The organism is Variovorax sp. TBS-050B, from assembly GCF_029893635.1.
Lineage (GTDB): Bacteria > Pseudomonadota > Gammaproteobacteria > Burkholderiales > Burkholderiaceae_C > Variovorax.
The window spans coordinates 3,014,817-3,041,506 of the sequence record NZ_JARXYR010000002.1; the positions used below are offsets into that span (position 1 = coordinate 3,014,817).

At 73.5% G+C, this 26,690-nt stretch carries 7 protein-coding genes; all 7 read left to right on the plus strand.

What is annotated here, in order from left to right; translation table 11 throughout:
- Nucleotides 1-4 precede the first annotated feature (4 nt).
- The 7 genes from M2165_RS17015 to M2165_RS17045 are packed head-to-tail and all read left to right on the plus strand — an operon-like array spanning nt 5 to nt 26,550.
- Nucleotides 5-748, plus strand: coding sequence for an alpha/beta fold hydrolase (locus M2165_RS17015; RefSeq protein ID WP_280815768.1), 744 nt, complete (start codon nt 5-7; stop codon nt 746-748).
- Nucleotides 723-1,418, plus strand: a complete 696-nt coding sequence (locus tag M2165_RS17020) for a 4'-phosphopantetheinyl transferase superfamily protein (RefSeq protein ID WP_280815769.1) — start codon at nt 723-725, stop codon at nt 1,416-1,418. Before M2165_RS17015 ends, M2165_RS17020 begins: the two co-directional genes overlap by 26 nt.
- On the plus strand, nt 1,415-6,697 hold the full coding sequence (locus M2165_RS17025; protein WP_280815770.1) for a non-ribosomal peptide synthetase: 5,283 nt from the start codon (nt 1,415-1,417) through the stop codon (nt 6,695-6,697). The genes M2165_RS17020 and M2165_RS17025 overlap by 4 nt, the downstream gene beginning before the upstream one ends.
- The gene (locus M2165_RS17030; RefSeq protein WP_280815771.1) at nt 6,697-11,277 is read left to right on the plus strand and encodes a type I polyketide synthase; all 4,581 of its coding nucleotides are present in this window, start codon (nt 6,697-6,699) and stop codon (nt 11,275-11,277) included. The genes M2165_RS17025 and M2165_RS17030 overlap by 1 nt, the downstream gene beginning before the upstream one ends.
- Entirely contained in the window at nt 11,274-14,618 is a 3,345-nt protein-coding gene (locus tag M2165_RS17035) for an amino acid adenylation domain-containing protein (RefSeq protein WP_280815772.1), read from the plus strand. Before M2165_RS17030 ends, M2165_RS17035 begins: the two co-directional genes overlap by 4 nt.
- Entirely contained in the window at nt 14,618-22,465 is a 7,848-nt protein-coding gene (locus M2165_RS17040; protein WP_280815773.1) for a non-ribosomal peptide synthetase, read from the plus strand. Before M2165_RS17035 ends, M2165_RS17040 begins: the two co-directional genes overlap by 1 nt.
- Complete coding sequence (locus M2165_RS17045) at nt 22,465-26,550, plus strand: amino acid adenylation domain-containing protein (protein WP_280815774.1); 4,086 nt, start codon at nt 22,465-22,467, stop codon at nt 26,548-26,550. The genes M2165_RS17040 and M2165_RS17045 overlap by 1 nt, the downstream gene beginning before the upstream one ends.
- Nucleotides 26,551-26,690: the final 140 nt, after the last annotated feature.

Sequence of the window (26,690 nt, forward strand, 5' to 3'; positions counted from 1 at the left end):
GCGCGTGGAGCCGAGCGTCTCGCTGCTGTGCCTGCCCTGCGCCGGCGCCAGCGCCACGATGTACCTGCGCTGGCGCCGCCTGCTGCCGCAGTGGGTCCGCGTCGTGCCGGTGGAACTGCCCGGCCGCGGCGGCCGGCTCGCCGAGCGGCTGGAGCCCGACTTCGATGCGCTCGTCGCCCGCCTCTGCATCGAGCAGGCCGAGGCGATGCGCGGCCGCTTCGCGCTCTTCGGCCACAGCATGGGCGCCTTGCTCGCCTACGGCGTCGCCTGCCGGCTGCGTTCGGCCGGCCGGCCGCTGCCGCTCGCGCTGCTGGCCGCGGGCAGCCCCGCGCCCTCGCAGCGCGATCCGGCGCGCTTCGCCGGCAAGGACGACGACGCATCGCTCGTCGCCGACCTGCGCCGGCAGGGCGGCACGCCCGACGCGGTGTTCGCGAGTCCCGAGCTGCTGCGCATCACGCTCGACGTGCTCGCGGCCGACTACCGCGTCTGCGCGGGCTTCCGCCACCGCGGCGAAACGCCGCTCCCGATGCCGCTGCACGTCTTCGCGGGCCGCGACGACGACATCGCCGCCGCGCGCATGCAGGCATGGTCGGCGGAGGCCGGCGGCGAGTTCTCGCTCGACTGGTTCGACGGCGGCCATTTCTTCCTGCGCCAGCAGGAGACCGGCTTCCTGGCGGCGCTGACTCGGCGCCTCGGCCAGGCCATGGCCTGCGGCGACGCCGATGCTGCCCACCGTGCGCTGGCCTGAATCCACGCTGCCGCCGGGCATCGAGGTGCATCGCCTCGACCTCGACACCGCGGCCGAGGATGCCTCGGCGCGCCGATGGCTCGCGCCCGCCGAATGCGCCCGCGCCGACAGGTTCGCCAGGACCGCCGACCGCGTGCGCTTCACGGCCGCGCGCGCGGCGCTGCGCCGCCTGCTCGCCGAGCGCATCGGCTGTGCGCCCGCCGACGTGCCGATCGCCGTTGGTCCGCACGGCAAGCCCTTCCTCGACCTGGGCGGCGATGCACCGTCCTTCAACGTCTCGCACTCGGGCGACCACGCCCTGATCGCGATCGGCGATCCGGAGCGCGTGGATGCGGTGGGCATCGACATCGAGCAGCGCCGTGGCGACATCGATGCCGAGGCCGTTCTCGCGATCGCCTTCACCGCGCACGAATGCCGCGCCGTGCGCGAGGCCGCGGACCCGCTGCGGGCGCTCTACGACCGCTGGGCCGCGAAGGAGGCCGTGCTCAAGGCCATCGGCACCGGCGTGGCCCGGCACCTGCCATCCACCGCCATCCATGCCGGCGCCGAAGGGCGGTTCGCCCTCGAATGCGCCGTGCCCGGATGGATACGTCTTCAAGTCCAGGCGCTCGCCGCGCCGCCCGGCTACGCCGCCGCGCTCGCCTGGCGTGCCGCAAAGGAATCGACATGACTGCAATGCCGCCCCCGGCCCATCTGCCGCCGAAGAACTTCGTGGCGCACCTGCGCGCACTCGCACGTGCGCGCGCCGACGAGACCTGGCTCACCGTCGCCGGCATGGCCGACGGCGCCTACCGCGAGGAGCCGATCAGCTACGGCGCGCTCGAACGCCGCGTGCGCGCGCTCGCCGCGCGGCTGCAGCAGCGCTTCGCGCCCGGCGAGCGCGCGCTGATCATGCTCGACAACGGCGACCACTACGTCGTCGGCATGCTGGCCTGCTTCTACTGCGGCGTGATCGCGGTGCCCGTGTTTCCGCCCGAATCGATGCGGCCCCAGCACCTCGCGCGGCTCACCGGCATCGCCGACGATTCGCAGGCGCGCTGCGTGCTCACCTCGACCGCCATCGCGCAGGCGATCGGCGAGGGCGCCGGCCAGTTCGGTGCGGCCGAGTTCATCGCGGTCGATGCGGTGGATGCCGCGCTCGCCGAGGCATGGGTGCCCTTCGATCCGGCCGACGGCGACGTCGCCTTCCTGCAGTACACCTCCGGCTCCACCTCCGCGCCCAAGGGCGTGATGGTGACGCACGGCAGCCTGATGGCCAACGAGGCGGCGATGCAGCACTGCATGGACGTGCGGCCCGCCGACAGCTTCGTCAGCTGGGCGCCGCTCTACCACGACATGGGCCTGATCGGCGGCATGCTGCTGCCGCTCTACGCGGGCATTCCGCTGGTGCTCACCTCGCCGGGCTACTTTCTCGAGCGGCCGGTGCGCTGGCTCGAGCTGATCTCGCGCCACCGCGCCACGCACAGCGGCGGGCCCGACTTCTCGTTCCGCCTCTGCCTGGAGCGCGTGAACGATGCGCGGCTCGCGCAGCTCGATCTCTCGAGCTGGCGCGTGGCCTACACCGGCGCCGAGCCGGTGCGCGAGGACACCGAGCGCGCGTTCATCGCGCGCTTCGCCGCCGCGGGCTTCGATGCGCGCGCGGCCTATCCCTGCTACGGGCTCGCCGAAGGCACGCTCTTCGTCACCGGCGGCACGGTCGGCAGCGGCATGGTCGCGCAGTCGTTCGCTGCCGACGACCTGGCGCGCGGCATCGGCACCCGCGCCGAGGGCGGCACGCTGCTGGTCGGCTGCGGCCGGCCCGCGCCGGGGCACCGGGTCGAGATCGTCGACGTGGCAACGCTGTCGCCCGCGGCGCCCGGACGGATCGGCGAGATATGGGCCCAGGGCCCGAGCGTCTGCGCGGGCTACTGGGGCAAGGCGCGCGAGAGCCGCGAGACCTTCGTCGAGCAGGGCGGCGGGCGCTGGCTGCGCACCGGCGACCTGGGCTTCATGCACGAGGGCCAGCTCTACGTGACCGGCCGCATCAAGGACCTGATCATCGTGCGCGGCCACAACATCTATCCGCAGGACGTCGAGCGGCTGATCGAGGCCGAGGTCGATGCGGTGCGCAAGAGCCGCGTCGCGGTGTTCTCGGTCGAGAGGCCCGGGGGCGAGGGCATCGGCGTGGCCGCCGAGGTCTCGCGCAGCATGCAGAAGCTGGTACCGCCGCAGGCGCTGGTCGATGCGCTCGGCGCCGCCGTCAGCGAGATGTTCGGCGAGCCGCTGTCGGTGGTGGTGCTGCTCAACCCCGGCGGACTGCCCAAGACCACCAGCGGCAAGCTGCAGCGCAGCGCCTGCCGCGCCGGCTGGCGCGACGGCACGGCCGATGCCTACGCGGTGTGGCAGTTCGGCGGCTTCGTGCGCGGCGGCCCGGCCGAGGCCGTCGCCGAAGCCCGGCTCGACGAGGTCGAAGAAGCGGTGGCCGGGATCTGGCGTGCGGTGTGGCGGCACGGCATCGACAGCCCCGTGGGCCCGGACACCCACTTCTTCAACCGCGGCGGCAGTTCGCTCACGGCCACGCAGGCCGCTGCGCGCATCGGCGCACGCTGGCAGATCGACTTCGCCCCGCGCATGCTGTTCGAGAAGCCGCGCCTGCGCGAATGCGCGGCCTGGATCCGGCAGTTGCAGGCGCAGGGCGCGCGCCGGCCGCAAGAGGCGGCCATTCCCGTGCGCGCCGCCGAGCACCGGCTGCTGCCGATGCCGCTGTCGCACGCGCAGGAACGGCAGTGGTTCCTGTGGCAGATCGATCCCGCGAGCGCCGCCTACCATGTGAGCGGCGCGCTGCGCCTCACGGGCGCGCTGCAGGCCGATGCGCTGCGCGCCGCGCTCGACGTGCTGGTCGCGCGGCACGAATCGCTGCGCACGGTGTTCGGCGCCACGGCCGACGGCGTCGCGCAGTGGGTGCGGCCCGCGGCCGCCGTGCCGTTCACGCAGGCCGACCTGCGCGGTGCGGACGCCCGGCGCGTCGACGAGGCGGCGCGGCATCTCAAGGCCGAGCCCTTCGACCTCACGCAGGGGCCGCTGCTGCGCGCCGGCCTGATCCGCACCGGCGAGGACAGCCATCTGCTGGTGGTGGTGATGCACCACATCGTGTCCGACGGCGCTTCGATGCAGCTGCTGATCGACGAGCTCGCCGCGGCCTATGCGGCGCAGCTGGGCGCGGCCTCCGCGCCGGTGCCCGCACCGCGCCTCCAGTACGCCGACTACGCCGGCTGGCAGCGCGCGTGGCTCGCGGCCGGCGAGGGCGAGCGGCAGCTCGCATGGTGGCGCTCGCAGCTCGGCGATGCGCAGGCGGTGCTCGAACTGCGCACCGACCATCCGCGGCGGCCCGAGGGCGGCTACAGCGCCGCGCGGCATGCCTTCGAACTGCCGGCGGGGCTGCTCGACGGCCTGCGCGCATGCGCGGACCGCCACGGCGCCACGCTCTTCATGGCGCTGCTCGCGGGATTCCAGACGCTGCTGCACCGCGCGACGGGGCAGGAGGATATCCGCATCGGCGTGCCGATCGCGAATCGCCAGCGCATCGAACTCGAAGGCGTGGTCGGCCTCTTCGTCAACACGCTGGTGCTGCGCAACGCGGTCCATGGCCGGCTCGGCGCATCGCGCGTGCTCGCGCAGGCGCGCGAGGCGGTGCTCGGTGCGCAGGCGCACCAGGACGTGCCCTTCGAGCAGGTGGTGCAGATGCTGCAGCCCGAGCGCAGCCTGAGCCACACGCCGCTGTTCCAGGTGATGTTCAACCACCTGTTCGAGGACTACCGCGCACTGGCCGCGCTGCCCGGCCTTGCGGTCGAGCGCCATGCGCTGCCCGATCTCGGGGCGCAGTTCGAACTCACGCTCGAGGCGCGCGAGCGGCCCGAAGGCGCGCTGTCGCTGGCCTTCATCTACGCGGCCGAGCTGTTCGAGCCCGAGACCATCGCGCGCATGGCCGGCCACTACGTCGCGGTGCTGCAGGCGCTGGTCGCGGCGCCCGAGCAGCCCGTGGGCGCGATCGCCTTGCTGGGCGCGCCCGAGCAGTCGCAGCTCGACGCCTGGGGCGTGAACCCGCAGCGCGAGCCCGTCGACGAGCCGGTGCACCGCACCATCGCGCGACAGGCGCGGCTGCGGCCCAAGGCCACGGCGCTGTGCCTCGCCGACCGGACCCTCAGCCGCGCCGACCTCGAAGCCCGCGCCAACCGCCTCGCCCACCGCCTGATCGCCCTCGGCATCCAGCCCGAGCAGCGCGTCGGCATCGCCATGGAAAGGAGCCTCGAACTCGTCGTCGCCATCCTCGCCGTGCTCAAGGCCGGCGCCGCCTACGTGCCGCTCGACCCCGACTACCCCGCCGAGCGCCTCGCCTACATCGCCGAGGACAGCGGCCTCGCACTGCTGCTCGTGCACCAGCCCACGCGCGACAGCCTTTCCACCGCCATCGCCACCCTCGACCTCGACCGCCTCGACCTCGCCAGCGAACCCGACACCGACCCCCAGGTCCCCCTGCACGGCGAACACCTCGCCTACGTCATCTACACCTCCGGCTCCACCGGCCGCCCCAAGGGCGCCGCCATCCGCCATGCCGCGCTCGCGAGCTGCATGGCCTGGATGCAGCGCACCTACGGACTCGCCGCCGACGACGCCGTGCTGCACAAGGCCCCCTTCGGCTTCGACGTCTCCTGCTGGGAGATCTTCTGGCCGCTCACCGCCGGCGCCCGGCTGGTGGTGGCCCAGCCCGGCGACCAGCGCGACCCCGCGCGCATCGTCGAGCTGATCCGGCGCCACCAGGTCACCACCCTCAACTTCGTGCCCGCCATGCTGCAGGCCTTTCTCGCCCACGAGGGCATCGAGGCCCACACCCGGCTGCGCCACATCATCTGCGGCGGCGAGGCCATGCCCGCGGAGACCCAGCGCGAGACCCTGCAACGGCTCCAGGGCGCCACCCTGCAGAACCTCTACGGCCCGACCGAGACCACGATCCACGTCACCCAGTGGACCTGCCGCGACGACGGCCAGCCGCTGGTGCCGATCGGCCGGCCGATCAGCCACACGAGTGCGCATGTGCTCGATGCCGAGCTGAACCGGGTGCCGAGGGGCGTGGCGGGGGAGCTGTACCTGGGTGGCGTGAGCCTGGCGCGTGGGTACCTGAACCGGGCCGGGCTCACGGCGGAGCGCTTCGTGGCCGATCCGTTCGATGCAGAGGGAGGCGGAGGCCGCCTGTACCGCACCGGCGACCTCGTGCGCTGGAACCTGGAAGGCCAGATCGAGTACCTCGGGCGCATCGACCACCAGGTGAAGATCCGGGGGCTTCGCATCGAGCTCGGCGAGATCGAGGCGCAACTGCTCGCGCAGCCCGAGGTGCGCGAGGCGGTGGTGGTGGCGCAGGAGGCGCCCACGGGCGCGCGGCTCGTGGCCTATCTCGCACCGCATGCCGGGCAAGCCATCGACACGCAGGCGCTCCGGGAGCGGCTTGCGAAGCGGCTGCCCGACTACATGGTGCCGCGCGCCTGCGTGGTGCTCGATGCGCTGCCGCTCAATGCCAACGGCAAGGTCGATCGCAAGGCGCTGCCGGCGCCCGAGGGCGGCAGCCAGCAGGCCTACGAGGCGCCGCAGGGCGATGTGGCGCAGGCCGTGGCCGCCGTCTGGTCCGAGCTGCTGCAAGTGCCGCGGGTCGGCCTGCACGACAACTTCTTCGACCTTGGCGGCCATTCGCTGCTGCTGATCCGCGCGCACCGCCTGCTCGAAGACCGGCTGCAGGTGGCGGTCCCGCTGGTGCAGCTGTTCAAGTACCCGACCGTGGCATCGCTCGCGCGCTGGCTCGCCGAGGCGCCCGACGCGGCGGCATCGGCCGCCGCAGCCGCCGCCGCCGGCGACGACCGCGCGCTGCGCCAGCGCGCCGCGATGCTTCAACGCCGCAAGGCGGCAGAAAGAGTGCATTGATGTCCGCTTTCCAGAATCCCGCCGAGCCTTCGGGCATCGAGATCGCCATCGTCGGCATGGCCGGCCGCTTTCCGGGCGCCGACGACGTCGACGCCTTCTGGCGCAACGTGCAGGGCGGCGTAGAGTCGGTCACGCGCTTCACCGACGAGGAACTGCGCGCGCGCGGCGTGCCGCAGCATCTGATCGACGACCCCGACTACGTGAAGGCCGGCGTGCGCTTCGACGGCTTCGACCAGTTCGATGCCGCCTTCTTCGGCTACACCCCGCGCGAGGCCGAGACGCTCGATCCGCAGCAGCGCATCTTTCTCGAATGCGCCTGGACCGCGCTCGAACATGCGGGCTGCGACCCGGCGCGCTGGCCCGGCAAGGTCGGCGTCTACGCGGGCGAGGGCGCCAACCTCTACCTGATGCGGCACCTGCTGCCGGCGTTCGGCCTTGGCGCCGACAGCGGCATCGCCGACCTGCTCGGCCTGATGAACGGCAACTCGGGCAACTCGCTCTGCACCCGCGTCGCCTACAAGCTCGACCTGCGCGGCCCGGCCGTCACGGTTCAGACGGCCTGCTCGACCTCGCTGGTCGCGGTGCATGCCGCCTGCCAGGCGCTCATCGGGCTGGAGTGCGACATGGCGCTCGCGGGCGGCGTGTGGCTCAACCTGCTGCAGGAGGGCGGCTACCGCTACCAGGCCGGTGCCATCCTCTCGCCCGACGGCCACTGCCGCGCCTTCGACGCCCGGGCCGGCGGCACGCTGATCGGCAGCGGCGCCGGCGTGGTGGTGCTCAAGCGCCTCGACGATGCGCTGCGCGACGGCGACACCATCCATGCGGTGATCAAGGGCTCCGCCGTCAACAACGACGGCGCGGCCAAGGTCGGCTTCACCGCGCCGGGCATCGACGGCCAGGCCGAGGTGATCCGCACGGCGCGCTTTATCGCCGGCGTGCCGGCCGAGAGCATCGGCTACATCGAAGCGCACGGCACCGGCACCACGCTCGGCGATCCGATCGAGATCGCCGCGCTCACGCAGGCCTTCCGCGCCGACACCGCGCGGCGCGGCTTCTGCGCCGTGGGCTCGGTCAAGACGAACATCGGCCATCTCGATGCCGCGGCCGGCGTGGCGGGGCTCATCAAGGCCGCGATGGCGCTCCGGCACCGCGTGCTGCCGCCGAGCCTGAACTTCGAACAGGCCAATCCGCAGATCGATTTTGCGGCCAGCCCCTTCTACGTCAACACCGAAGCCCGGCCATGGCCCGCGGCAGGCACGCCGCGCCGCGCGGGCGTGAGCTCGTTCGGCATCGGCGGCACCAACGCGCACGTGGTGCTGGAAGAAGCACCGGCCGCCGCCGCGCCCGCCGCCCCGGGCGCGCTGGCCTGGCAGGTGCTGCCGCTGTCGGCGCGCAGCGAGGCGGCGCTCGCGCAGGGCCGCGCGCGGCTCGCCGCGCACCTGGAGGCGCGGCCCGACCAGGCGCTCCACGACGTGGCCCACACGCTGCAGACCGGCCGCCGCGCCTTCGCCTGGCGCAGCGCGGTGGTGGCGAACGATGCGGGCACCGCGGCGCGCCTCCTCGCATCGCCCGCGGCCGCGTCGCGGCAGGCGCCGGCTGCGGCGCCCGAGGTGGTGTTCCTCTTTCCGGGCAGCGGCAGCCAGCATGCCGGCATGGGCGCGGCGCTGTACCGCGAGAGCGCCGTGTTCCGCGACGCGCTCGACCGCTGCATGGCCCTGCTGCGCGACGAGAGCGGCATCGACCTGCATCCGCTGCTGTTTCCCACGCCCGGCGAAGAGGCCGGCGTGGACGCGCGCCTGTTCCAGATCGACGCGGCGCAGCCCGCGCTGTTCGCCATCGAGTACGCGCTCGCGCAGTGGTGGCTGCACCGCGGCGTGAAGCCCGCGCTGATGATGGGCCACAGCCTCGGCGAATACGTGGCGGCCTGCGTGGCCGGCGTGTTCTCGCTCGGCGATGCGCTGCGCATCGTGGCCGGCCGCGCGCGGCTGGTGAAGGCGCTGCCCGCGGGCGCGATGCTCGCGGTGCCGCTGCCGGCGGACGAACTTGAACCCCTGCTCGCGCTGGGCTGCGATCTCGCGGCCGTCAACGGCGAGGCGCTCTGCGTGCTCGCCGGCAGCCCGGAGTCGATCGCGCAGGCCGAGGCCGCGCTGCGCGCGCGCGAGCAGCTGCCGCGCCGCCTGCATGTGGCCGTGGCCTTCCATTCGCGCATCGTCGATCCGGCGGTGGCGGCGCTCGAGCGGCTCGTGGGCTCGGTGCCGCGCCATGCGCCGCGCATTCCCTTCATCTCCAACCTCACGGGCCTGCCGATCACGGCCGCGGAGGCCACCAGCCCCGCCTACTGGGGCCGGCACCTGCGCCACACGGTGCGCTTCGCCGAAGGGCTGCGCCACATCTTCGAGACGCCCGGGCGCGTGCTGCTCGAGGTGGGGCCGGGCGAGACGCTCAGCGCCCTGGCGCGCCAGCATCCCGCGAGCCGCACGGCCGCCGGCCTCTGGGCCAGCCAGGCGCATGCGCAGCAGACCGCGCGCAACAGCCAGCAGCTCGCGAATGCGGTCGCGGGGCTCTGGTGCGCCGGCGTCGAGATCGACTGGACCGCGGCGCTCGAAGGCGCCGCGCGGCGCCGCGTGCCGCTGCCGACCTATGCCTTCCAGCGCCAGCGCTTCTGGGTCGAGCCCGGTGCCGTCGCGCGGTCCGCGCCGGCTGCGGAAGCCGAACTGCTGCATGCGCCGGTGTGGCAGCGCGGCGCGGCCCCGCCTGCAGCGGCGGCGCACGACCATGCGGGCTGCACCCTGGTGCTCGGCGATGCGAACAGCTTCACCGACCGGCTCGCGCGCACGCTGCGCGAACGCGGCGAGACCGTGGTGCTCGCGCTGCGCGGCAGCCGCTTCGCGCGCACCGCGCCGGGGCAGTACACGCTGCGCCCCGCCGAGCGCGCCGACCACGCGGCGCTGCTGCGCGCGGTCGAGGCCGAGGCGGGCCCGCTGCGGCGGCTCCACCATCTCTGGAGCCTCGACGGTGCGCGGCATGCGCCCGATGCCGAGGTGTTCGAAGCCGGCTGCCTGAGCCTGCTCGCCTTCGCGCAGGCGCTCGACGCGCTCGGTGCCTCGGGCCGGCCGCCGCTCGCGCTGAGCATCGTGGCCGACGGCCTCGAAGACGTCGCGGGCACCGAGCCGCTGGTGCCTGCGAAGGCCACGCTGACCGGCTTCGCGAAGGTGCTGGGGCAGGAATACCCGTCTGTCGCCTGCCGCGTGATCGACGTGGTGCTGCCCGCGCCCGAGAGTGCGGCCGAGACCGAACTCGCGCGCCGCGTGGCCGACGAAGCGGCCGCCGCGCACGACGACTTCGTGGTCGCATGGCGCGGTCCGCATCGGTGGACGCGGCGCTACGAGCCGCTGCCCGCGCGGCCCGCCACGCCGCGGCTGCGCGAGGGCGGCGTGTACCTGATCACCGGCGGCCTGGGCAGCGTGGGCCTCGCGCTCGCGCGGCAGCTGAGCCGCCGCTGGAAGGCGCGGCTGGTGCTGCTCGGCCGCACGCCGCTGCCCGCGCGCGCTGCGTGGGACGGGATCGTCGCCGACGCCGGCCAGCCTGCCGCGCTGCGCCGCCGGCTCCGGCAACTGGCCGAACTCGAAGCCGAAGGCGCCGAGGTGCTGACGCTCGCGGCCGACGTCACCGACGCCGCGCAGATGCGCGATGCGGTCGCGGCGGTGCATGCGCGCTTCGGCGCCATCCACGGCGCGGTCCATGCCGTGATGGACCCGGGCCTCGGCATGATCGCGCAGCGCACCCGCGCGCAGGTCGAGGCCGCGTTCGCGCCCAAGGTCGCCGGCACCCGCATCCTGTTCGAGGCGCTCGGCGGCGAGCCGCTCGACTTCGTGCTGCTGTGCTCGTCGATCGCCACGCTGCTCGGCGGCCTCGGCCGCGCCGACTATGCCGCGGCCAACGCCTTTCTCGATGCCTTCGCGGCCGCGAACCGGCGCGCTTCGGCGCTGCCCGTGTTCTCGGTCGCCTGGGACGCATGGCGCGACCTCGGCGCCGCGGCCGACATGGACCTGCCCGAGGGCATGGGCCTCGACGAGCGCACCGGCGTGCAGGCCTTCGAGCGCATCGTCGACGGCGCGGACCTGCCGCACACCGTGGTCTCCGCCTCGCCGCTCGCGGCACGGCTGCGCCCGGTCGGCGAACTGCTCGCTGCGCTCGATGCCGCGCCCGCGGCCGATGCGCGCGCAGGCGGTGGCAGCCATGCGCGGCCCGCACTCTCCACGCCCTTCGCCGAACCCGAAGGCGAGCTCGAGACCGGCCTGGCCGAACTCTGGACCGACGCGCTCGGCATCGCGCCCGTGGGCGCGCACGACAACCTGTTCGAACTGGGCGGCGATTCGCTGCTCGCGATCCGGCTGCTGTCGCGCGTGCGCAAGGCCTACGGCGTGGAGCTCCAGCCGGCCGATTTCTTCAAGGCCCCGACCGTGGCCGAACTCGCGGCGCTGGTCGAGCTGCGGCTGATCGAGCAGATCGAGCGCGAGGCCCCGGGCGCCGGCGAAGCCGCCACGGCCGGCATTCCTGCAAGTCTTTCAACCCCATGAGCGAGATGTCCCCTCTTTCCGAACGCCGCGCGAAGCTGTCGCCCGCGCAACTGAGCCTGCTGCAAAGCCGGCTGAAACGCGACGCCGGCGGCGCGCCGCCCGCGGCGCGCGACACCATCGCGCGCATGCCCGTCGACGGGCCCGCGCCCGTGTCCTTCGCGCAGCAGGGCCAGTGGTTCCTGTGGCAGCTCGACCCCGGCAACACGGCCTATCACATCGGCGGCGCGCTGGGCTTCTCGGGTCCGCTGGACGCGGCGGCGCTGCACGATGCGATGCAGGCGCTCGCGCGGCGCCATGAGGCGCTGCGCACCGTGTTCGGCCCCGGTCCCGACGGGCTGCCGGTGCAGCGCGTGCTGGCCGAGGTGCGCATCGACATGCCCTTCCTCGACCTGAGCGCCCTCGATGCCGGCGCGCGCGCGTCGCGCTACCGCGAGGCCGCGCTGCAGTCGTGCCGCGCGCCCTTCGACCTGACGACGGGCCCGCTGCTGCGCTGCACGCTGCTGAAGATGAGCGAGGGCGAACACCAGCTGCTGCTGATGATGCATCACATCGTCTCCGACGCCTGGTCGGTGGAATGCATGCTCGACGAACTCGCGCAGGGCTATGCGATGCGCCTGCAGGGCGCGGCGATCGCGCTGCCCGCGCCCGAGATCGGCTATGTGGATTTCTCGCGCTGGCAGCGCCGATGGCTCGCCGAGGGCGAAGGCGAGCGGCAGCTGGCCTGGTGGCGCCGGCGGCTCGGCGGCAGCCAGCCGGTGCTCGCGCTCGCGACCGACCGGCCGCGCCCGGCCGAGGCGCGCTACAGCGCGGCGCAGCATGCGCTCGAGGTGCCTGCGGAACTCGCGCAGGCGCTGCGGCAGCGCGCGCGCGCGCAGGGCGGCACGCTGTTCATGGTGCTGCTCGCGGCCTTCCATGGCCTGCTGTTCCGCCACACTGGCCAGCCCGCGATCCGCGTCGGCGTGCCGGTCGCGGGCCGGGGGCGGCCCGAGACGGCGGGCGTGGTCGGCGCCTTCATCAACACGCTGGTGCTCGATGCACGCCTCGATGCGCAGACCTGCCTTGCCGATCTGCTCGCGCAAGTGCGCGACACCGCCATCGAGGCGCAGGCGCACCAGGACCTGCCCTTCGAATGCCTGGTGCAGGCGCTGCGCGCCGACCAGGGCCACGGCGCGGCGCCGCTGTTCCAGGTGATGTTCAACCACCTGGGGCCGGGCGACCGCCCGCTGCGCGGCTGGCCCGGCCTGCGCGTGCGGCGCATCGACCTCGCGGAACGGGCCGCGCCGTTCGAACTCACGCTCGAGACCATCGAGCGCGAGGACGGCGGCATCCAGGCCAACTTCCGCTATGCGGCCGAACTGTTCGAGGCCGACACCGTCGCGCGCATGGCGGGCCACTACCGGCGCCTGCTCGAAGCGATGGCGCATGCGCCCGAGGGCCGGCTCGGCGCCGTCGAGCTGCTGGCCGACGCCGAGCGCGCGCAGCTCGCGCAATGGGGCGTCAACACCCACCGCCGCGGCGATGCGCAGCTGGTGCACCGGCTGATCGAGCGGCAGGCGGCCGAGCTGCCGGAGGCGACCGCGCTGGTGTTCGGCAGCGAGGCGCTGAGCTATGGCGAACTCAACCGCCGCGCCAACCGGCTTGCGCATCGGCTCATCGCCGAGGGCGTGCGGCCCGAGACCAGGGTCGGCGTGGCGCTGGAGCGCAGCATCGCGCTGGTGGTGGGGCTGCTCGCGATCCTCAAGGCCGGCGGCGCCTACGTGCCGCTCGACCCCGAATACCCGGCCGAGCGCATCGCCTGCATGATCGAGGACAGCGCGCTCGCGCTCGTGCTGACGCAGGAGCACCTGAAGGACCGCCTGCCGGCGGGCGCCGCGTTCCCGCGCGTGCTCGCGCTCGACGGGCTCGACCTCTCGGCCTCTGCGGCGCATGACCCGGGCGTGCCGGTCCATGCCGAGAACCTCGCCTACGTGATCTTCACCTCGGGCTCGACGGGCAGGCCCAAGGGCGCGGCCAACCGCCACGGTGCGCTCTACAACCGGCTGGTGTGGATGCAGCAGGCCTATGCGCTCGGCGAGGCCGACACGGTGCTGCAGAAGACGCCGTTCAGCTTCGACGTGTCGGTGTGGGAGTTCTTCTGGCCGCTGATGTTCGGCGCCCGCCTGGCGGTGGCGCAGCCCGGCGACCACCGCGAGCCCGCGCGCCTGGTGCAGGCGATCCGCGCGCATGCGGTGAGCACGCTGCATTTCGTGCCCTCGATGCTGCAGGCCTTCCTCGCGCATCCCGGCGTGGAGGCCTGCACCGGCCTGCGGCGCATCGTCTGCAGCGGCGAGGCGCTGCCGGCCGAAGTGCAGAACGAGGTCTTCCGCCGCCTGCCGCAGGTGGCGCTGCACAACCTCTACGGCCCCACCGAGGCCGCGATCGACGTCACGCACTGGACCTGCCGCGACGACGGCCGCGCCCAGGTGCCGATCGGACGGCCGATCGACGACACGCGCGTGCATGTGCTCGATGCCGCGCTGAACCTGCTGCCGGCGGGCGCCGCGGGCGAGCTGTACCTCGGCGGCGCGGGACTCGCGCGCGGCTATGCGCAGCGCCCCGGCCTGAGCGCCGAGCGCTTCGTGGCCGATCCCTTCGACACCGAAGGCGGGGGACGCCTCTACCGCACCGGCGACCTGGTGCGCTGGAATGCCGAGGGCCAGCTCGAGTACCTCGGCCGCATCGACCACCAGGTGAAGATCCGCGGCTTCCGCATCGAGCTCGGCGAAGTCGAGGCGCGGCTGCTGGCCGAGCCCGAGGTGCGCGAGGCGGTGGTGGTCGCGCGGCAGGACGCGGGCGGCGCGCGGCTCGCGGCCTACGTGTCGCCGCATGCCGGCCGGGCGATCGACACCGCGCGGCTGCGCGAATGCCTCGGCCGCGCGCTGCCCGAGTACATGGTGCCCGCCTTCATCGTGGTGCTCGACAGCCTGCCGCTCAACCCCAACGGCAAGGTGGACCGCCAGGCGCTGCCCGAACCCGGACCCGCGGGCGCGGCGGCCTGGGAGCCGCCGCAGCCCGGCACGGAAGAGGCGCTCGCCGCGATCTGGGCCGAGGTGCTCGGCGTGCCGCGCGTGGGCCGCCATGACCACTTCTTCGCGCTCGGCGGGCATTCGCTGATGTCGGTGCAGGTGGTCGCGCGCGTGCAGGCGGCGCTCCATGCCGAGCTCACGGTGGCCGACGTGTTCCGCCAGCCGGTGCTGAAGGACATGGCGGCGCGCGTGGCCGATGCGGCTGCGGGCAAAGCGGTCGGCCGCTCCCTCGCCGACATCGACGACTTCATGAACAGCCTCGAGGAAACGGCCTGATGGACACGATCGCCACCCACGACCAGATCGGCCGCCGCTTCGCGCGGCTCAACCCGGCGCAGCGCCGCGCGGTGTACCAGAAGATCCGCGCCGAGGGGCTCACGATCGGCCAGTTCCCGATCCTCGAACGCGGCGCCGAGGCGCGTCCCGCCTGCGCGCCCTCGTACGCCCAGATGCGGCAGTGGTTCCTCTGGCAGCTCGAGCCCGGCAGCGCCGCCTATCACATCGCCGGCGCGCTGCGGCTCGAAGGGACGCTCGACCGCGCGGCGCTGCAGGCCGGCTTCGATGCGCTGGTCGAGCGCCACGAGGCGCTGCGCACCGTGTTCCGCGCGAACGCCGAGGGAATGGTCGAGCAGGTGGTGCGCCCGCCCGCGGCGCTGGAGATTCCGTTCGTGGACCTTGCCGCGCTCGCGCCCGGGGAACGCGAGCCGCGCGCGCACGAGGAAGCGCGCCGCATCGTCGAAGCGCCGTTCGACCTCACCGCCGACGCGCTGCTGCGCGTGGCGCTGATCCGCCTCGATGCGCGCACGCACCTGATGGTGGTCGTGATGCACCACATCGTCTCCGACGGCTGGTCGCTGCAGATCGTGGTGGACGAGTTCGCGGCGCAGTACCGCGCGCGTGTCGGCGGCGAGCCCGCGCGCCTGCCACCGCTGCCGGTCCAGTACGCCGACTACGCCGTCTGGCAGCGCCAGTGGCTCGAGGCCGGCGAGAAGGAGCGCCAGCTCGAACACTGGAAGGCCGCGTTCGGTACCGAGCATCCGGTGCTGCAGCTGCCGACCGACCGGCCGCGCCGCGCCGACGGCCGCTACCACGCCGCGCGGCACGACGTCGCGCTGCCCCAGCGGCTCGCGGACGCACTGCAGCGCCGCGCCGAAGCGCAGGGCGCCACGCTCTTCATGGTGCTGCTCACCGGGCTGCAGGTGCTGCTGCACCGCTACACGGCGCAGCCCGACATCCGCGTCGGCGTGCCGGTGGCCAACCGCCACCGCGTCGAGACCGAGAAGGTCATCGGCTTCTTCGTCAACACGCAGGTGCTGCGCAATGTGCTCGCGAGCCGCACCACGCTGCGGCAGGCGCTGGCCGCCACGCGCGCCGCGGCGCTGGCCGCGCAGTCGCACCAGGACCTGCCCTTCGAGCAGCTGGTGGAAGCGCTGCAGCCCGAGCGCAGCCTCGGCACCGCGCCGCTGTTCCAGGTGATGTTCAACCACCAGCGGCGCGACCACCGCGCGCTCGACAGCCTGCCGGGCCTCAGGCTGCGCCCGCACGAACTCGGCGGGCAGGCCGCGCAGTTCGAACTCACGCTGAGCGTGATCGAGGATGCGCAGGGCGGGCTCCAGGCGAGCTTCCACTGTGCGCAGGAGCTGTTCACGCCGCAGACCGTGGCGAACATGGCGGGGCACTACCTCGCGGTGCTCGCGGCGCTGGCCGAGGACCCGGCGCGCACCGTGGGCGAGATCGAGCTGCTGGCGCCGGCCGAGCGCGCGCAGCTCGCGCAATGGGGCGTCAACCCGCCGGCGCGGCGCGGCTGCGCGCCGGTGCACCGGCTGTTCGAGCGCCATGCGCGCGCGCAGCCCGGGGCCACTGCGCTGCTCTTCGGCGAGCAGCGCCTGAGCTACGGCGAACTCGACCGCCGTGCCAACGGCCTCGCGCACCGGCTCGTCGCGCTCGGCGTGGGGCCCGATACGCGCGTCGGCATCGCGGTCGAGCGCTCCTTCGAGGCCGTGGTCGGGCTGCTCGGCATCCTCAAGGCCGGCGGCGCCTACGTGCCGCTCGACCCCGAATACCCGGCCGACCGGCTGGCCTACATGGCGGCCGACAGCGGCATCGAACTGCTTGTGACCCAAAGCCACGTGCGGCCGCGCATTCCCTGCGGCGAACAGGTGCGCGTGCTCGAACTCGACACCACCGACCTGGCGGCCGGCCCCGCGCATGCGCCCGCCTTCGAGGTGCAGGCGGGCCACCTCGCCTACGTGATCTACACCTCGGGCTCGACCGGCATGCCCAAGGGCGTGATGGTGGCGCACGGCCCCTTTGCCGCGCACTGCGTCGAGACCGCGGTGCTCTACGAGATGGGGCCGCACTCGCGCGAGCTGCACTTTCTCTCGTTCTCCTTCGACGGCGCGCACGAGCGGCTGTTCACCGCGCTCGGCTGCGGCGCCTCGCTGCTGCTGCGCGACGCCTCTCTCTGGAGCGCCGAGCAGACGCTGGCCGAGATGCAGCGCCATGGCGTGACCAACGCCGGCTTTCCGCCGGCCTACCTGCGCCAGCTGGCCGACTGGGCGCGCGACACCGGCCGCTGCCCGCCGGTGCAGCTGTATTCCTTCGGCGGCGAGGCGATGCCGCGCGAAGGCTTCGACGCGGTGCGCCGGCATCTGAAGCCCGCCTTGCTGATCAACGGCTACGGCCCCACCGAGGCGGTGGTCACGCCGATGCTCTGGAAGGTCGATGCGAACGCGGGCTTCGACGCGGGCTATGCGCCTATCGGCCGCCCCGTGGGCGACCGCAGCGCGCGCGTGCTCGATGCCGACCTCAACCTGGTGCCGCGCCACGTCGCGGGCGAGCTCTACCTCGGCGGCGAAGGCCTCGCGCGCGGCTACCTGCACCGCGCCGCGCTCACGGCCGAACGCTTCGTCGCCGATCCCTTCGACGACAACGGCGGGCGCCTCTACCGCACCGGCGACTGGGTGCGCTGGCGCGAGGACGGCCAGCTCGAATACCTCGGGCGCATCGACCACCAGGTCAAGGTGCGCGGCTTCCGCATCGAACTCGGCGAGATCGAGGCGCAACTGCTCGCCCAGCCCGAGCTGCGCGAGGCCGTGGCGGTGGCGCGCGGCGGGCGGCTCGCGGCCTATGTGTCGATGCAGCCCGGCCGCTCGATCGACGCGGCGGCGCTCAAGGAGCGGCTCGCGCGCGCGCTGCCCGACCACATGGTGCCCGCGGCCATCGTCGTGCTCGACGCGCTGCCGATCGGCCCCGCGGGCAAGGTCGACCGCCAGGCGCTGCCCGAACCCGCGCCGGCGGCGAACGAGGCGCGGGCCTTCGAGGCGCCGCAGGGTCCGGCCGAGCAGGCGGTCGCGGCGGTCTGGGCCGGCGTGCTCGGACTCCCGCGGGTAGGGCGCGACGACAACTTCTTCGAATTGGGCGGCGATTCGATCCTGAGCCTGCAGATCGTCGCCCGGCTGCGGCTCGCCGGCTGGAAGCTCACGCCGCGCCAGCTCTTCGAGCGCCAGACCGTGGCGCAGCTCGCGGCGGTGGCCGAGGCGGCCGACGACGCGAAGCCCATGCCCGGCGGCGACGTCGCGGGCGAGGTGCCGCTGCTGCCGTTCCAGCAGGCCTTCTTCGAGATGGCGATGCCGGTGCGCGGGCACTGGAACCAGTCGGTGCTGCTGGCCTGCCGCGAGCCGCTGCAGCCGGCGGCCCTGCGCGTGGCGCTGCAGGCCGTGGTGCGGCACCACGATGCGCTGTCGCTGCGCTATGCGCGCGATGCCGACGGCCATTGGCGCCAGCGCTACACCGCCATGCCGCGCGACGAACTCGAGGAACTGCTCTGGGTGCGCCAGGCCCGCGACGCGGCGCACTGCGAGGCGCTGTGCGACGAGGCGCAGCGCAGCCTCTGCATCGAGCGGGGGCCGCTGCTGCGCGCGCTCGCGGTCGAACTGCCGGGCGGCGAGTCGCGGCTGCTGCTGGCGGTGCATCACCTGGTGGTCGACGGCGTCTCGTGGCGCATCCTGCTCGAGGACCTGCAGGCCGCGTACTGCCGGCAGCTGGCCGGCGAGGCGATCGCGCTGCCCGCCAAGAGCAGCAGCTACAAGGACTGGACCGTGGCCTTGCAGGACTACGCCCGTGCGCAGGGCGAGGGCATCGGCCACTGGCAGTCGCTGGCCGGCGTGCCCGCGGCGCTGCCGTGCGCGCACCCCGAGGCGCCGAACACCGTCGCCGAAGAACGGCAGGTCGAGTTCCGGCTCGACCGCGCCACCACGCAGGCGCTCCTGAAGGATGCGCCCGCGGCCTACCGCACGCAGGTCAACGACCTGCTGCTCACCGCACTGGGCCGCGCGCTCTGCGCCTGGGCCGGGCACGCGCGGCTGCTGGTCGATCTCGAAGGCCATGGCCGCGAGGATCTGTTCGCGCACATCGATCTGTCGCGCACCGTGGGCTGGTTCACCACGCTGTTCCCGGTGGCGCTCGATCCGCTCGGCGCGCCGGGCGAGGCGATCCGGCGCGTGAAGGAAAGCCTGCGCCGCATTCCCGACAAGGGGCTCGGCCATGGCGTGCTGAGCTACCTCGGCAGCGCCGAACAGCGTGCGGCGATGCGCTCGCTGCCGCGCGCGCAGGTGGTCTTCAACTACCTCGGGCAGTTCGACGGCGGCTTCGACGGCCGCTCGCCCTGGGTGCCCGCAGCGGAGCGCGGCGGCGCGCCCGTGGACGCGCGCGCGCCGCTCACCCACGAGTTCGCGGTCAACGGGCAGGTCTACGAGGGCATGCTGAGGCTGCGCGTGAGCTACAGCGGCGCGCGGCATGCGCGTGGCGCGGTGGAAGGCTGGATGCAGCGCTTCCGCGAGGAGCTGGAGGCGCTGGTGGCGCACTGCACGAGCGGCGCCGCGGGCGTTTCGCCTTCGGACTTTCCGCTCGCGCGCATTGCGGCGCAGCCGCAGCTCGATGCGCTCGCGCTGCCGGCGGCCAACCTGGCCGACCTGTATCCGCTGTCGCCGATGCAGTCGGGCATGCTGTTCCACAGCCTCTACGCTCCCGGCGCGAGCGCCTACCTGAACCAGATGCGCGTGGACATCGACGGCCTCGACGCCGGGCGCTTCATGGCCGCATGGCGCGCGGCGATGGCGCGCCACGAGGTGCTGCGCACCGGCTTTCTGGCCGGCGAACCCGCGCTGCAATGGGTGGCGCGCGAACTCGAACTGCCGGTGGCCGCGCACGACTGGCGCGGCCGGGACGATCTCGCGGCCGCGCTGGACGGGCTGGCGCAGGCGGAGCTCGCGCAGGGCTTCGACCTCGCACGGCCGCCGCTGATGCGGCTCGCGCTGGTGCGCACGGCGGAGGCGCGGCACCACTTCGTCTGGACCATGCACCACCTGCTGCTCGACGGCTGGAGCACTTCGCAGCTGCTCGGCGAGGTGCTGCGGCACCATGCGGGCGAACAGCTCGCGGCTCCGGCCGGCCGCTATGCGGACTACATCGGCTGGCTGCAGCGGCGCGATGCCGCGGCCGACGAGGCCTACTGGCGCGCGCAGACGGCCCGCCTCGAAGGGCCCACGCGGCTCGCCGATGCGCTGCCCCGGCCGCGCGACGCCGCGCCGGGCCACGGCATGCGGCGCGTGGCGATCGATGCCGCCCGCACGCGCGCGCTGCTGACCGCCGCGAAGCGCGAACGCGTCACCGTCAACACGCTGGTGCAGGCCGCCTGGGCGCTGCTGCTCGCGCGCCACACCGGGCAGCGCACCGTGAGCTTCGGCGCCACCGTGGCGGGCCGTCCGGTGGACCTGCCCGGCGCGCAGCAGCTGCTCGGCCTCTTCATCAACACGCTGCCGGTGGTGGCGACGCTCGCGCCCGCGCAGAAGGTGGGCGACTGGCTGCGCGCGCTGCAGGCGCAGAACCTCGGTGCGCAGGAGCACGAGCACACGCCGCTCTACGAGATCCAGCGCTGGGCCGGGCAGGGCGGGCAGGAGCTGTTCGACAGCATCCTGGTGTTCGAGAACTATCCGCTCGACCAGGCGCTGAAGCAGGGCGCGCCCGAGCGGCTGCGCTTCGGCGAGGTGCGCATCCGCGAGGAGACCAACTACGCGATGACGCTCTCGGTGCACCTGGGCGAGACGCTGGTGCTGAGCTACAGCCATGCGCGCGAGCGTTTCGGCGATGCGGCCGTCGCATTGCTCGCAGAGCGCATGGAGGCGCTGCTCTTCGGCCTGGCCGATGCACCGGCGGCGCGGGTCGGCGATCTCGGACTGCCCGGTGAACACGCGCCGGCGCCCGTGCCGGCCTCGACCGCGGGGGCCGGTGCGCCCTCGCTGCACCGCCGCTTCGAGGCCCGGGCCGCGGCGCATCCCGACGCGATCGCCGTGGTCTTCGGCGACAAAGCGCTGAGCTACCGCGAACTCGACGCGCGCGCCAACCGGCTCGCGCACCGGCTCGCGGGCCTGGGCGTGGGGCCCGAGGTCCGGGTCGGCATCGCGGTCGAGCGCTCGCTCGAGATGGTGGTCGGCCTGCTCGGCATCCTCAAGGCCGGCGGCGCCTACGTGCCGCTCGATCCCGACTACCCGGCCGACCGCCTCGCCTACATGGTGGCCGACAGCGGCATCCGCCTGCTGCTCGCGCACGAACGGGTGCTGGCCGCGCTGCCTTCGCAGGAGGGGGTGCACGTGCTCGCGCTCGACACCCTCGATCTCTCGGCCGGCCCCGCGCAGGCGCCGGCCGTCGAGGTGCATGCCGACCACCTGGCCTACGTGATCTACACCTCGGGCTCGACGGGCCGGCCCAAGGGCGCGCAGCTCACGCACCGCAACGTCGTGCGGCTGCTCGACCAGACGCAGCAGTGGTTCGGTTTCGGCCCCGCCGACGTATGGACGAACTTCCACTCCTACGCCTTCGACTTCTCGGTGTGGGAGATCTTCGGTGCGCTGTGCACCGGCGGCCGGCTCGTGGTCGTGCCGTACGGCGTCAGCCGCTCGCCCGACGACTTCGTGGCGCTGCTGCGCGCGCAGCGCGTCACGGTGCTGAACCAGACGCCCTCGGCGTTCCGTCAGCTGGTGCACAGCCCGGCGCTCGCGGCCGGCGCTCGCCTGCCGCTGCGTTGCGTGATCTTCGGCGGCGAGGCGCTCGAACCCGAAAGCCTGCGGCCCTGGATGGACCGCTTCGGCGATGCGCAGCCGCAGCTCGTCAACATGTACGGCATCACCGAGACCACGGTGCACGTGACCTACCGGCCGATCGTGCGCGCCGACCTCGAGACGCAGAGCAGCCCGGTGGGCGCCTGCATCCCGGACCTCGGCATGTGGGTGCTCGACGGCGACCTGAACCCGCTGCCCGCCGGCGTGGCGGGCGAGCTGCACGTGTCGGGCGCGGGCCTCGCGCGCGGCTACCTGAACCGCGCGGGCCTGAGCGCGGAGCGCTTCGTGGCCGCACCCTTCGGCCCGCCGGGCGGGCGGCTCTACCGCACCGGCGACCTGGTGCGCTGGCGCGCGGACGGCGGGCTCGACTATCTCGGGCGCATCGACCATCAGGTGAAGATCCGCGGCTTCCGCATCGAGCTCGGCGAGATCGAGGCGCAGCTTCTCGCGCAGGACGGCGTGCGCGAGGCGGTGGTGCTCGCGAAGGACGGCGCCGGCGGCGCGCGGCTGGTCGCCTACCTCTCCGCGCGCGCAGGCCATGCGCTGGAATCCGCGGCACTGCGCGGGCGGCTCGCGCAGACGCTGCCCGACTACATGGTGCCCGCGGCCATCGTGGTGCTCGACGCCGTGCCGCTCAATGCGAACGGCAAGGTCGACCGCCAGGCGCTGCCCGAGCCGGAACGCACGGGCGGCGGTGCGCAGGTGGCGCCGCGCGGCGAGACCGAGACCGCGCTCGCGGCGATCTGGGCCGAGGTGCTCGAGGTGGCGCGCGTGGGCCGCGACGACAACTTCTTCGAACTCGGCGGCCACTCGCTGAGCCTGCTCGCGGTGCAGTCCAGGGTGCAGAAACGGTTCGCGGTTCAGCTGCCGCTGCAGCGCTTTTTCGAGAACCCCTCGCTGGCGGCCATGGCCGCCGTGGTGCGGCAAGCGGCCGACGCGGCGAGCGCCGACGGGCCGGACGAACTCGCGCAGATGGCCGCGATGCTCGACCTTCTGGAGGACTGATGGCGCAGATCGACAGACACGGCATCGCCGAGCGTTTCGCGCGCCTGCCGCGCGAGAAGCAGAAGGCCTTTCTCGCGCTGCTGCAGGCGCAGGGCGTGGACTTCGCGAAGCTCCCGATCGTGCCGCTGCCGGCGGCGCAGAAGGCCGAGCTTTCGTACGCCCAGCTGCGGCAGTGGTTTCTCTGGCAGCTCGATCCGCAGAGCACGGCCTATCACATCTCGGGTGCGCTGCGGCTGCAGGGCGCGCTCGACGTGACGGCGCTGCGCGCGAGCTTCGATGCGATCGTCGAGCGCCACGCCTCGCTGCGCACGGTGTTCCGGCCCGATGCCGAGGGGCAGTGCGAGCAGCATGTGCAGGACCACGCGAAGGCCGACGTGGCGCTGACCGACCTCACGGGCGCGGCAGGCGACGTGGAGGCGCTCGCACGCGAGGCGGCGTGCCGCCTCGGTGCCACGCCCTTCGACCTGACGGCCGGCCCGCTCATGCGCGTGGGCGTGATCCGGCTCGCCCCGCAGACGCATGTGCTCGTGCTGGTGATGCACCACATCGTCTCGGACGGCGGCTCGATGCAGCTTCTGGTCGGCGAGTTCGTGGCGCAGTACCGCGCGCGGGTGCAGGGCGGCGTGCCGGCGCTGGCGCCGCTCGAAATCCGCTATGCCGACTACGCGGCCTGGCAGCGCAACTGGCTCGAGGCCGGCGAGAAGCAGAAGCAGCTCGCCTACTGGACCGAGCGGCTCGGCGGCGCGCAGCCGGTGCTGCAGCTCGCGACCGACCACAGCCGGCGGCCGGACGGGCACTACACCGCGGCGCGGCATGGCGTGGATCTGCCGCCCGCGCTGGTGCAGGCCCTGCAGCGCCGCGCCCGGGCGCAGGGCGCGACGCTCTTCATGGTGCTGCTGGCCGCCTTCCAGGCGCTGCTGCACCGCTACAGCGGCCAGCGGGACATCCGCGTGGGCGTGTCGGTCGCGAACCGCCATCGCGCCGAGACCGAAGGCGTGATCGGGCTCTTCGTGAACACGCAGGTGCTGCGCGGCATCGTCGACAGCCGCACCAGCCTCGCGGCGGTGCTGGCCCAGGCCAGGGAGGCCGCCACGGGCGCGCAGGCGCACCAGGACCTGCCGTTCGAGCAGCTCGTCGATGCCTTGCAGCCCGAGCGCAGCCGGAGCGTGAGCCCGCTGTTCCAGGTGATGTTCAGCCACGAGCGCACCGACGGGCGCGCGCTCGCGCAACTGCCCGGGCTCGCGATCAAGGACTACGCGCTCGCGGCGCCCGCGGCGCAGTTCGAGCTGGTGCTCAACACGCGCGAGGATGCCGACGGGCGGGTGCATGCGAGCTTCATCCATGCGGCCGAGCTGTTCGAGCGCGCGACCATCGAACGTATGACGGCGCACTACGTCGCGATGCTCGCGGCGCTGGCCGGCGACGATGCGCGGGCCGTGGGCGACGTGGCGCTGCTCGATGCCGCCGACCGATCGCAGCTCGACGCCTGGGGCGTGAACCCGCAGCGCGAGCCCGTCGACGAGCCGGTGCACCGCACCATCGCGCGACAGGCGCTACTGCGGCCCGAGGCCACGGCGCTGTGCTTCGCCGACCGGACCCTGAGCCGCGCCGACCTCGAAGCCCGCGCCAACCGCCTCGCCCACCGCCTGATCGCCCTCGGCATCCAGCCCGAGCAGCGCGTCGGCATCGCCATGGAAAGGAGCCTCGAACTCGTCGTCGCCATCCTCGCCGTGCTCAAGGCCGGCGCCGCCTACGTGCCGCTCGACCCCGACTATCCCGCCGATCGCCTCGCCTACATCGCCGAGGACAGCGGCCTCGCGCTGCTGCTCGTGCACCAGCCCACGCGAGACAGCCTTTCCACCGCCATCGCCACCCTCGACCTCGACCGCCTCGACCTCGCCAGCGAACCCGACTCCGACCCCCAGGTCCCCCTGCACGGCGAACACCTCGCCTACGTCATCTACACCTCCGGCTCCACCGGCCGCCCCAAGGGCGCCGCCATCCGCCATGCCGCGCTCGCGAGCTGCATGGCCTGGATGCAGCGCACCTACGGACTCGGGGCTGAAGACGCCGTGCTGCACAAGGCCCCCTTCGGCTTCGACGTGTCCTGCTGGGAGATCTTCTGGCCGCTCACCGCCGGCGCCCGGCTGGTGGTGGCCCAGCCCGGCGACCAGCGCGACCCCGCGCGCATCGTCGCGCTGATCCGGCGCCACCAGGTCACCACCCTCAACTTCGTGCCCGCCATGCTGCAGGCCTTTCTCGCCCACGAGGGCATCGAGGCCCACACCCGGCTGCGCCACATCATCTGCGGCGGCGAGGCCATGCCCGCGGAGACCCAGCGCGAGACCCTGCAACGGCTCCAGGCCGCCACCCTGCAGAACCTCTACGGCCCGACCGAGACCACGATCCACGTCACCCAGTGGACCTGCCGTGACGACGGCCAGCCGCTGGTGCCGATCGGCCGGCCGATCAGCCACACGAGCGCGCATGTGCTCGATGCCGAGCTGAACCGGGTGCCGAGGGGCGTGGCGGGGGAGCTGTACCTGGGTGGCGTGAGCCTGGCGCGTGGGTACCTGAACCGGGCGGGGCTCACGGCGGAGCGCTTCGTGGCCGATCCGTTCGACCATGGCCAAGGAGGAGGGCGGCTCTACCGCACCGGCGACCTCGTGCGCTGGAACACCGAAGGCCAGATCGAGTATCTCGGGCGCATCGACCACCAGGTGAAGATCCGGGGGCTTCGCATCGAGCTCGGCGAGATCGAGGCGCAACTGCTCGCGCAGCCCGAGGTGCGCGAGGCGGTGGTGGTGGCGCAGGAGGCGCCCACGGGCGCGCGGCTCGTGGCCTACCTCGCACCGCATGCCGGGCAAGCCATCGACACGCAGGCGCTCCGGGAACGGCTCGCGAAGCGGCTGCCCGACTACATGGTGCCGCGCGCCTGCGTGGTGCTCGATGCGCTGCCGCTCAATGCCAACGGCAAGGTCGATCGCAAGGCGCTGCCCGAGGTCACGTTTGCAGGCGAGCGCGACCATGAACCGCCACGGGGCGAGACCGAGGAAGCGCTCGCCGCGATCTGGCGCGAAGTGCTCGGCGTCGCGCAGGTCGGCCGCGGCGACAACTTCTTCGAACTCGGTGGCGATTCGCTGCTGAGCCTCCGGCTGATCGCGCAGGCCCGAAAGCGACTGCCCGGCGGCAGCCACCTCGGCCTGGCCGACGTGATGCAGGCCGGCAGCCTGCAGGAACTCGCCGCGCGCGTGCAGCGGCAGGCCGGCGGCGCCCACGATGCGGTGTGCCTGCATGCGGGCGGTGCGGGCGTGCCGCTGTTCTGCCTGCCGGGGCTGATCGTCAACACGCGCGAGTTCCAGCCGTTGGCGCGCGCCGTGCAGGACGACCGGCCGGTCTATGCCTTCGTGAGCCATGTCTACACGCAGAAGCGCTGGCGCGGCTTCGCGATCCGCGAGCTCGCGGCCGAGTACGCGGACTTCATCGTCGCCACCGCGACCGGCGGCCGCTGCGCGCTGCTCGGCTGGTCGCTCGGCGGCGACCTGGCCTTCGAGGTCGCGCGCCAGCTCCAGGGCCGCATCGAGATCGTGTTCTTCGGCGCGGTCGACGTGTTCGAGGCCGAGCCGATGGTGCCCGCAGGCACGCTCTCGCCGGCCGAGCGCGCGCAAGCCGACGCGGTGCTCGCCGACTGGCTCGCAAGGTCGGAGATGGCGGCGCAGTGGCATGAGCTGCTGGGCCGCATGAGCGAAGCCGAGCGCAGCTGGGTGGCCGAGCAGCTGCTCGCGCCCACCTGGGTGTCGCCGCTCGACGGCGCGGGCGACGAAGCCTACGAGTACCTGCTCTGGGCCACGCTCGACAGCCGCGTGCAGTCCGCGCGGTATGCCGAAGCCAAGACCGAGCTGCCGGTGCAGGTCTTCCATGCCGAGGCCTCCCTGCGCGCCCCCGGCGTGCTGCGCCGCTGGCCCGAGCGCGCGCGCGTGCTCTCGACCGAGGTGGTCGAGCGCACCGGCCACCTCGACATCATCCGGGACGCGGGCTTCGGCGCGACGGTGAAGCGGCGGCTGCTGGAAGCGGAGCACGCCTGAGCAGTATGCGACCGAGCCATGCGAGTGCGTCCGCCATGCGATGGCCCCTCAGGCTTGATCCGCGCGCCCGCGAAGAAGTCGTGGCTCGGCTTGCGCCACTGGCCGCGCACGCCGATCACCGCACCGGCCAAGTGCAAATA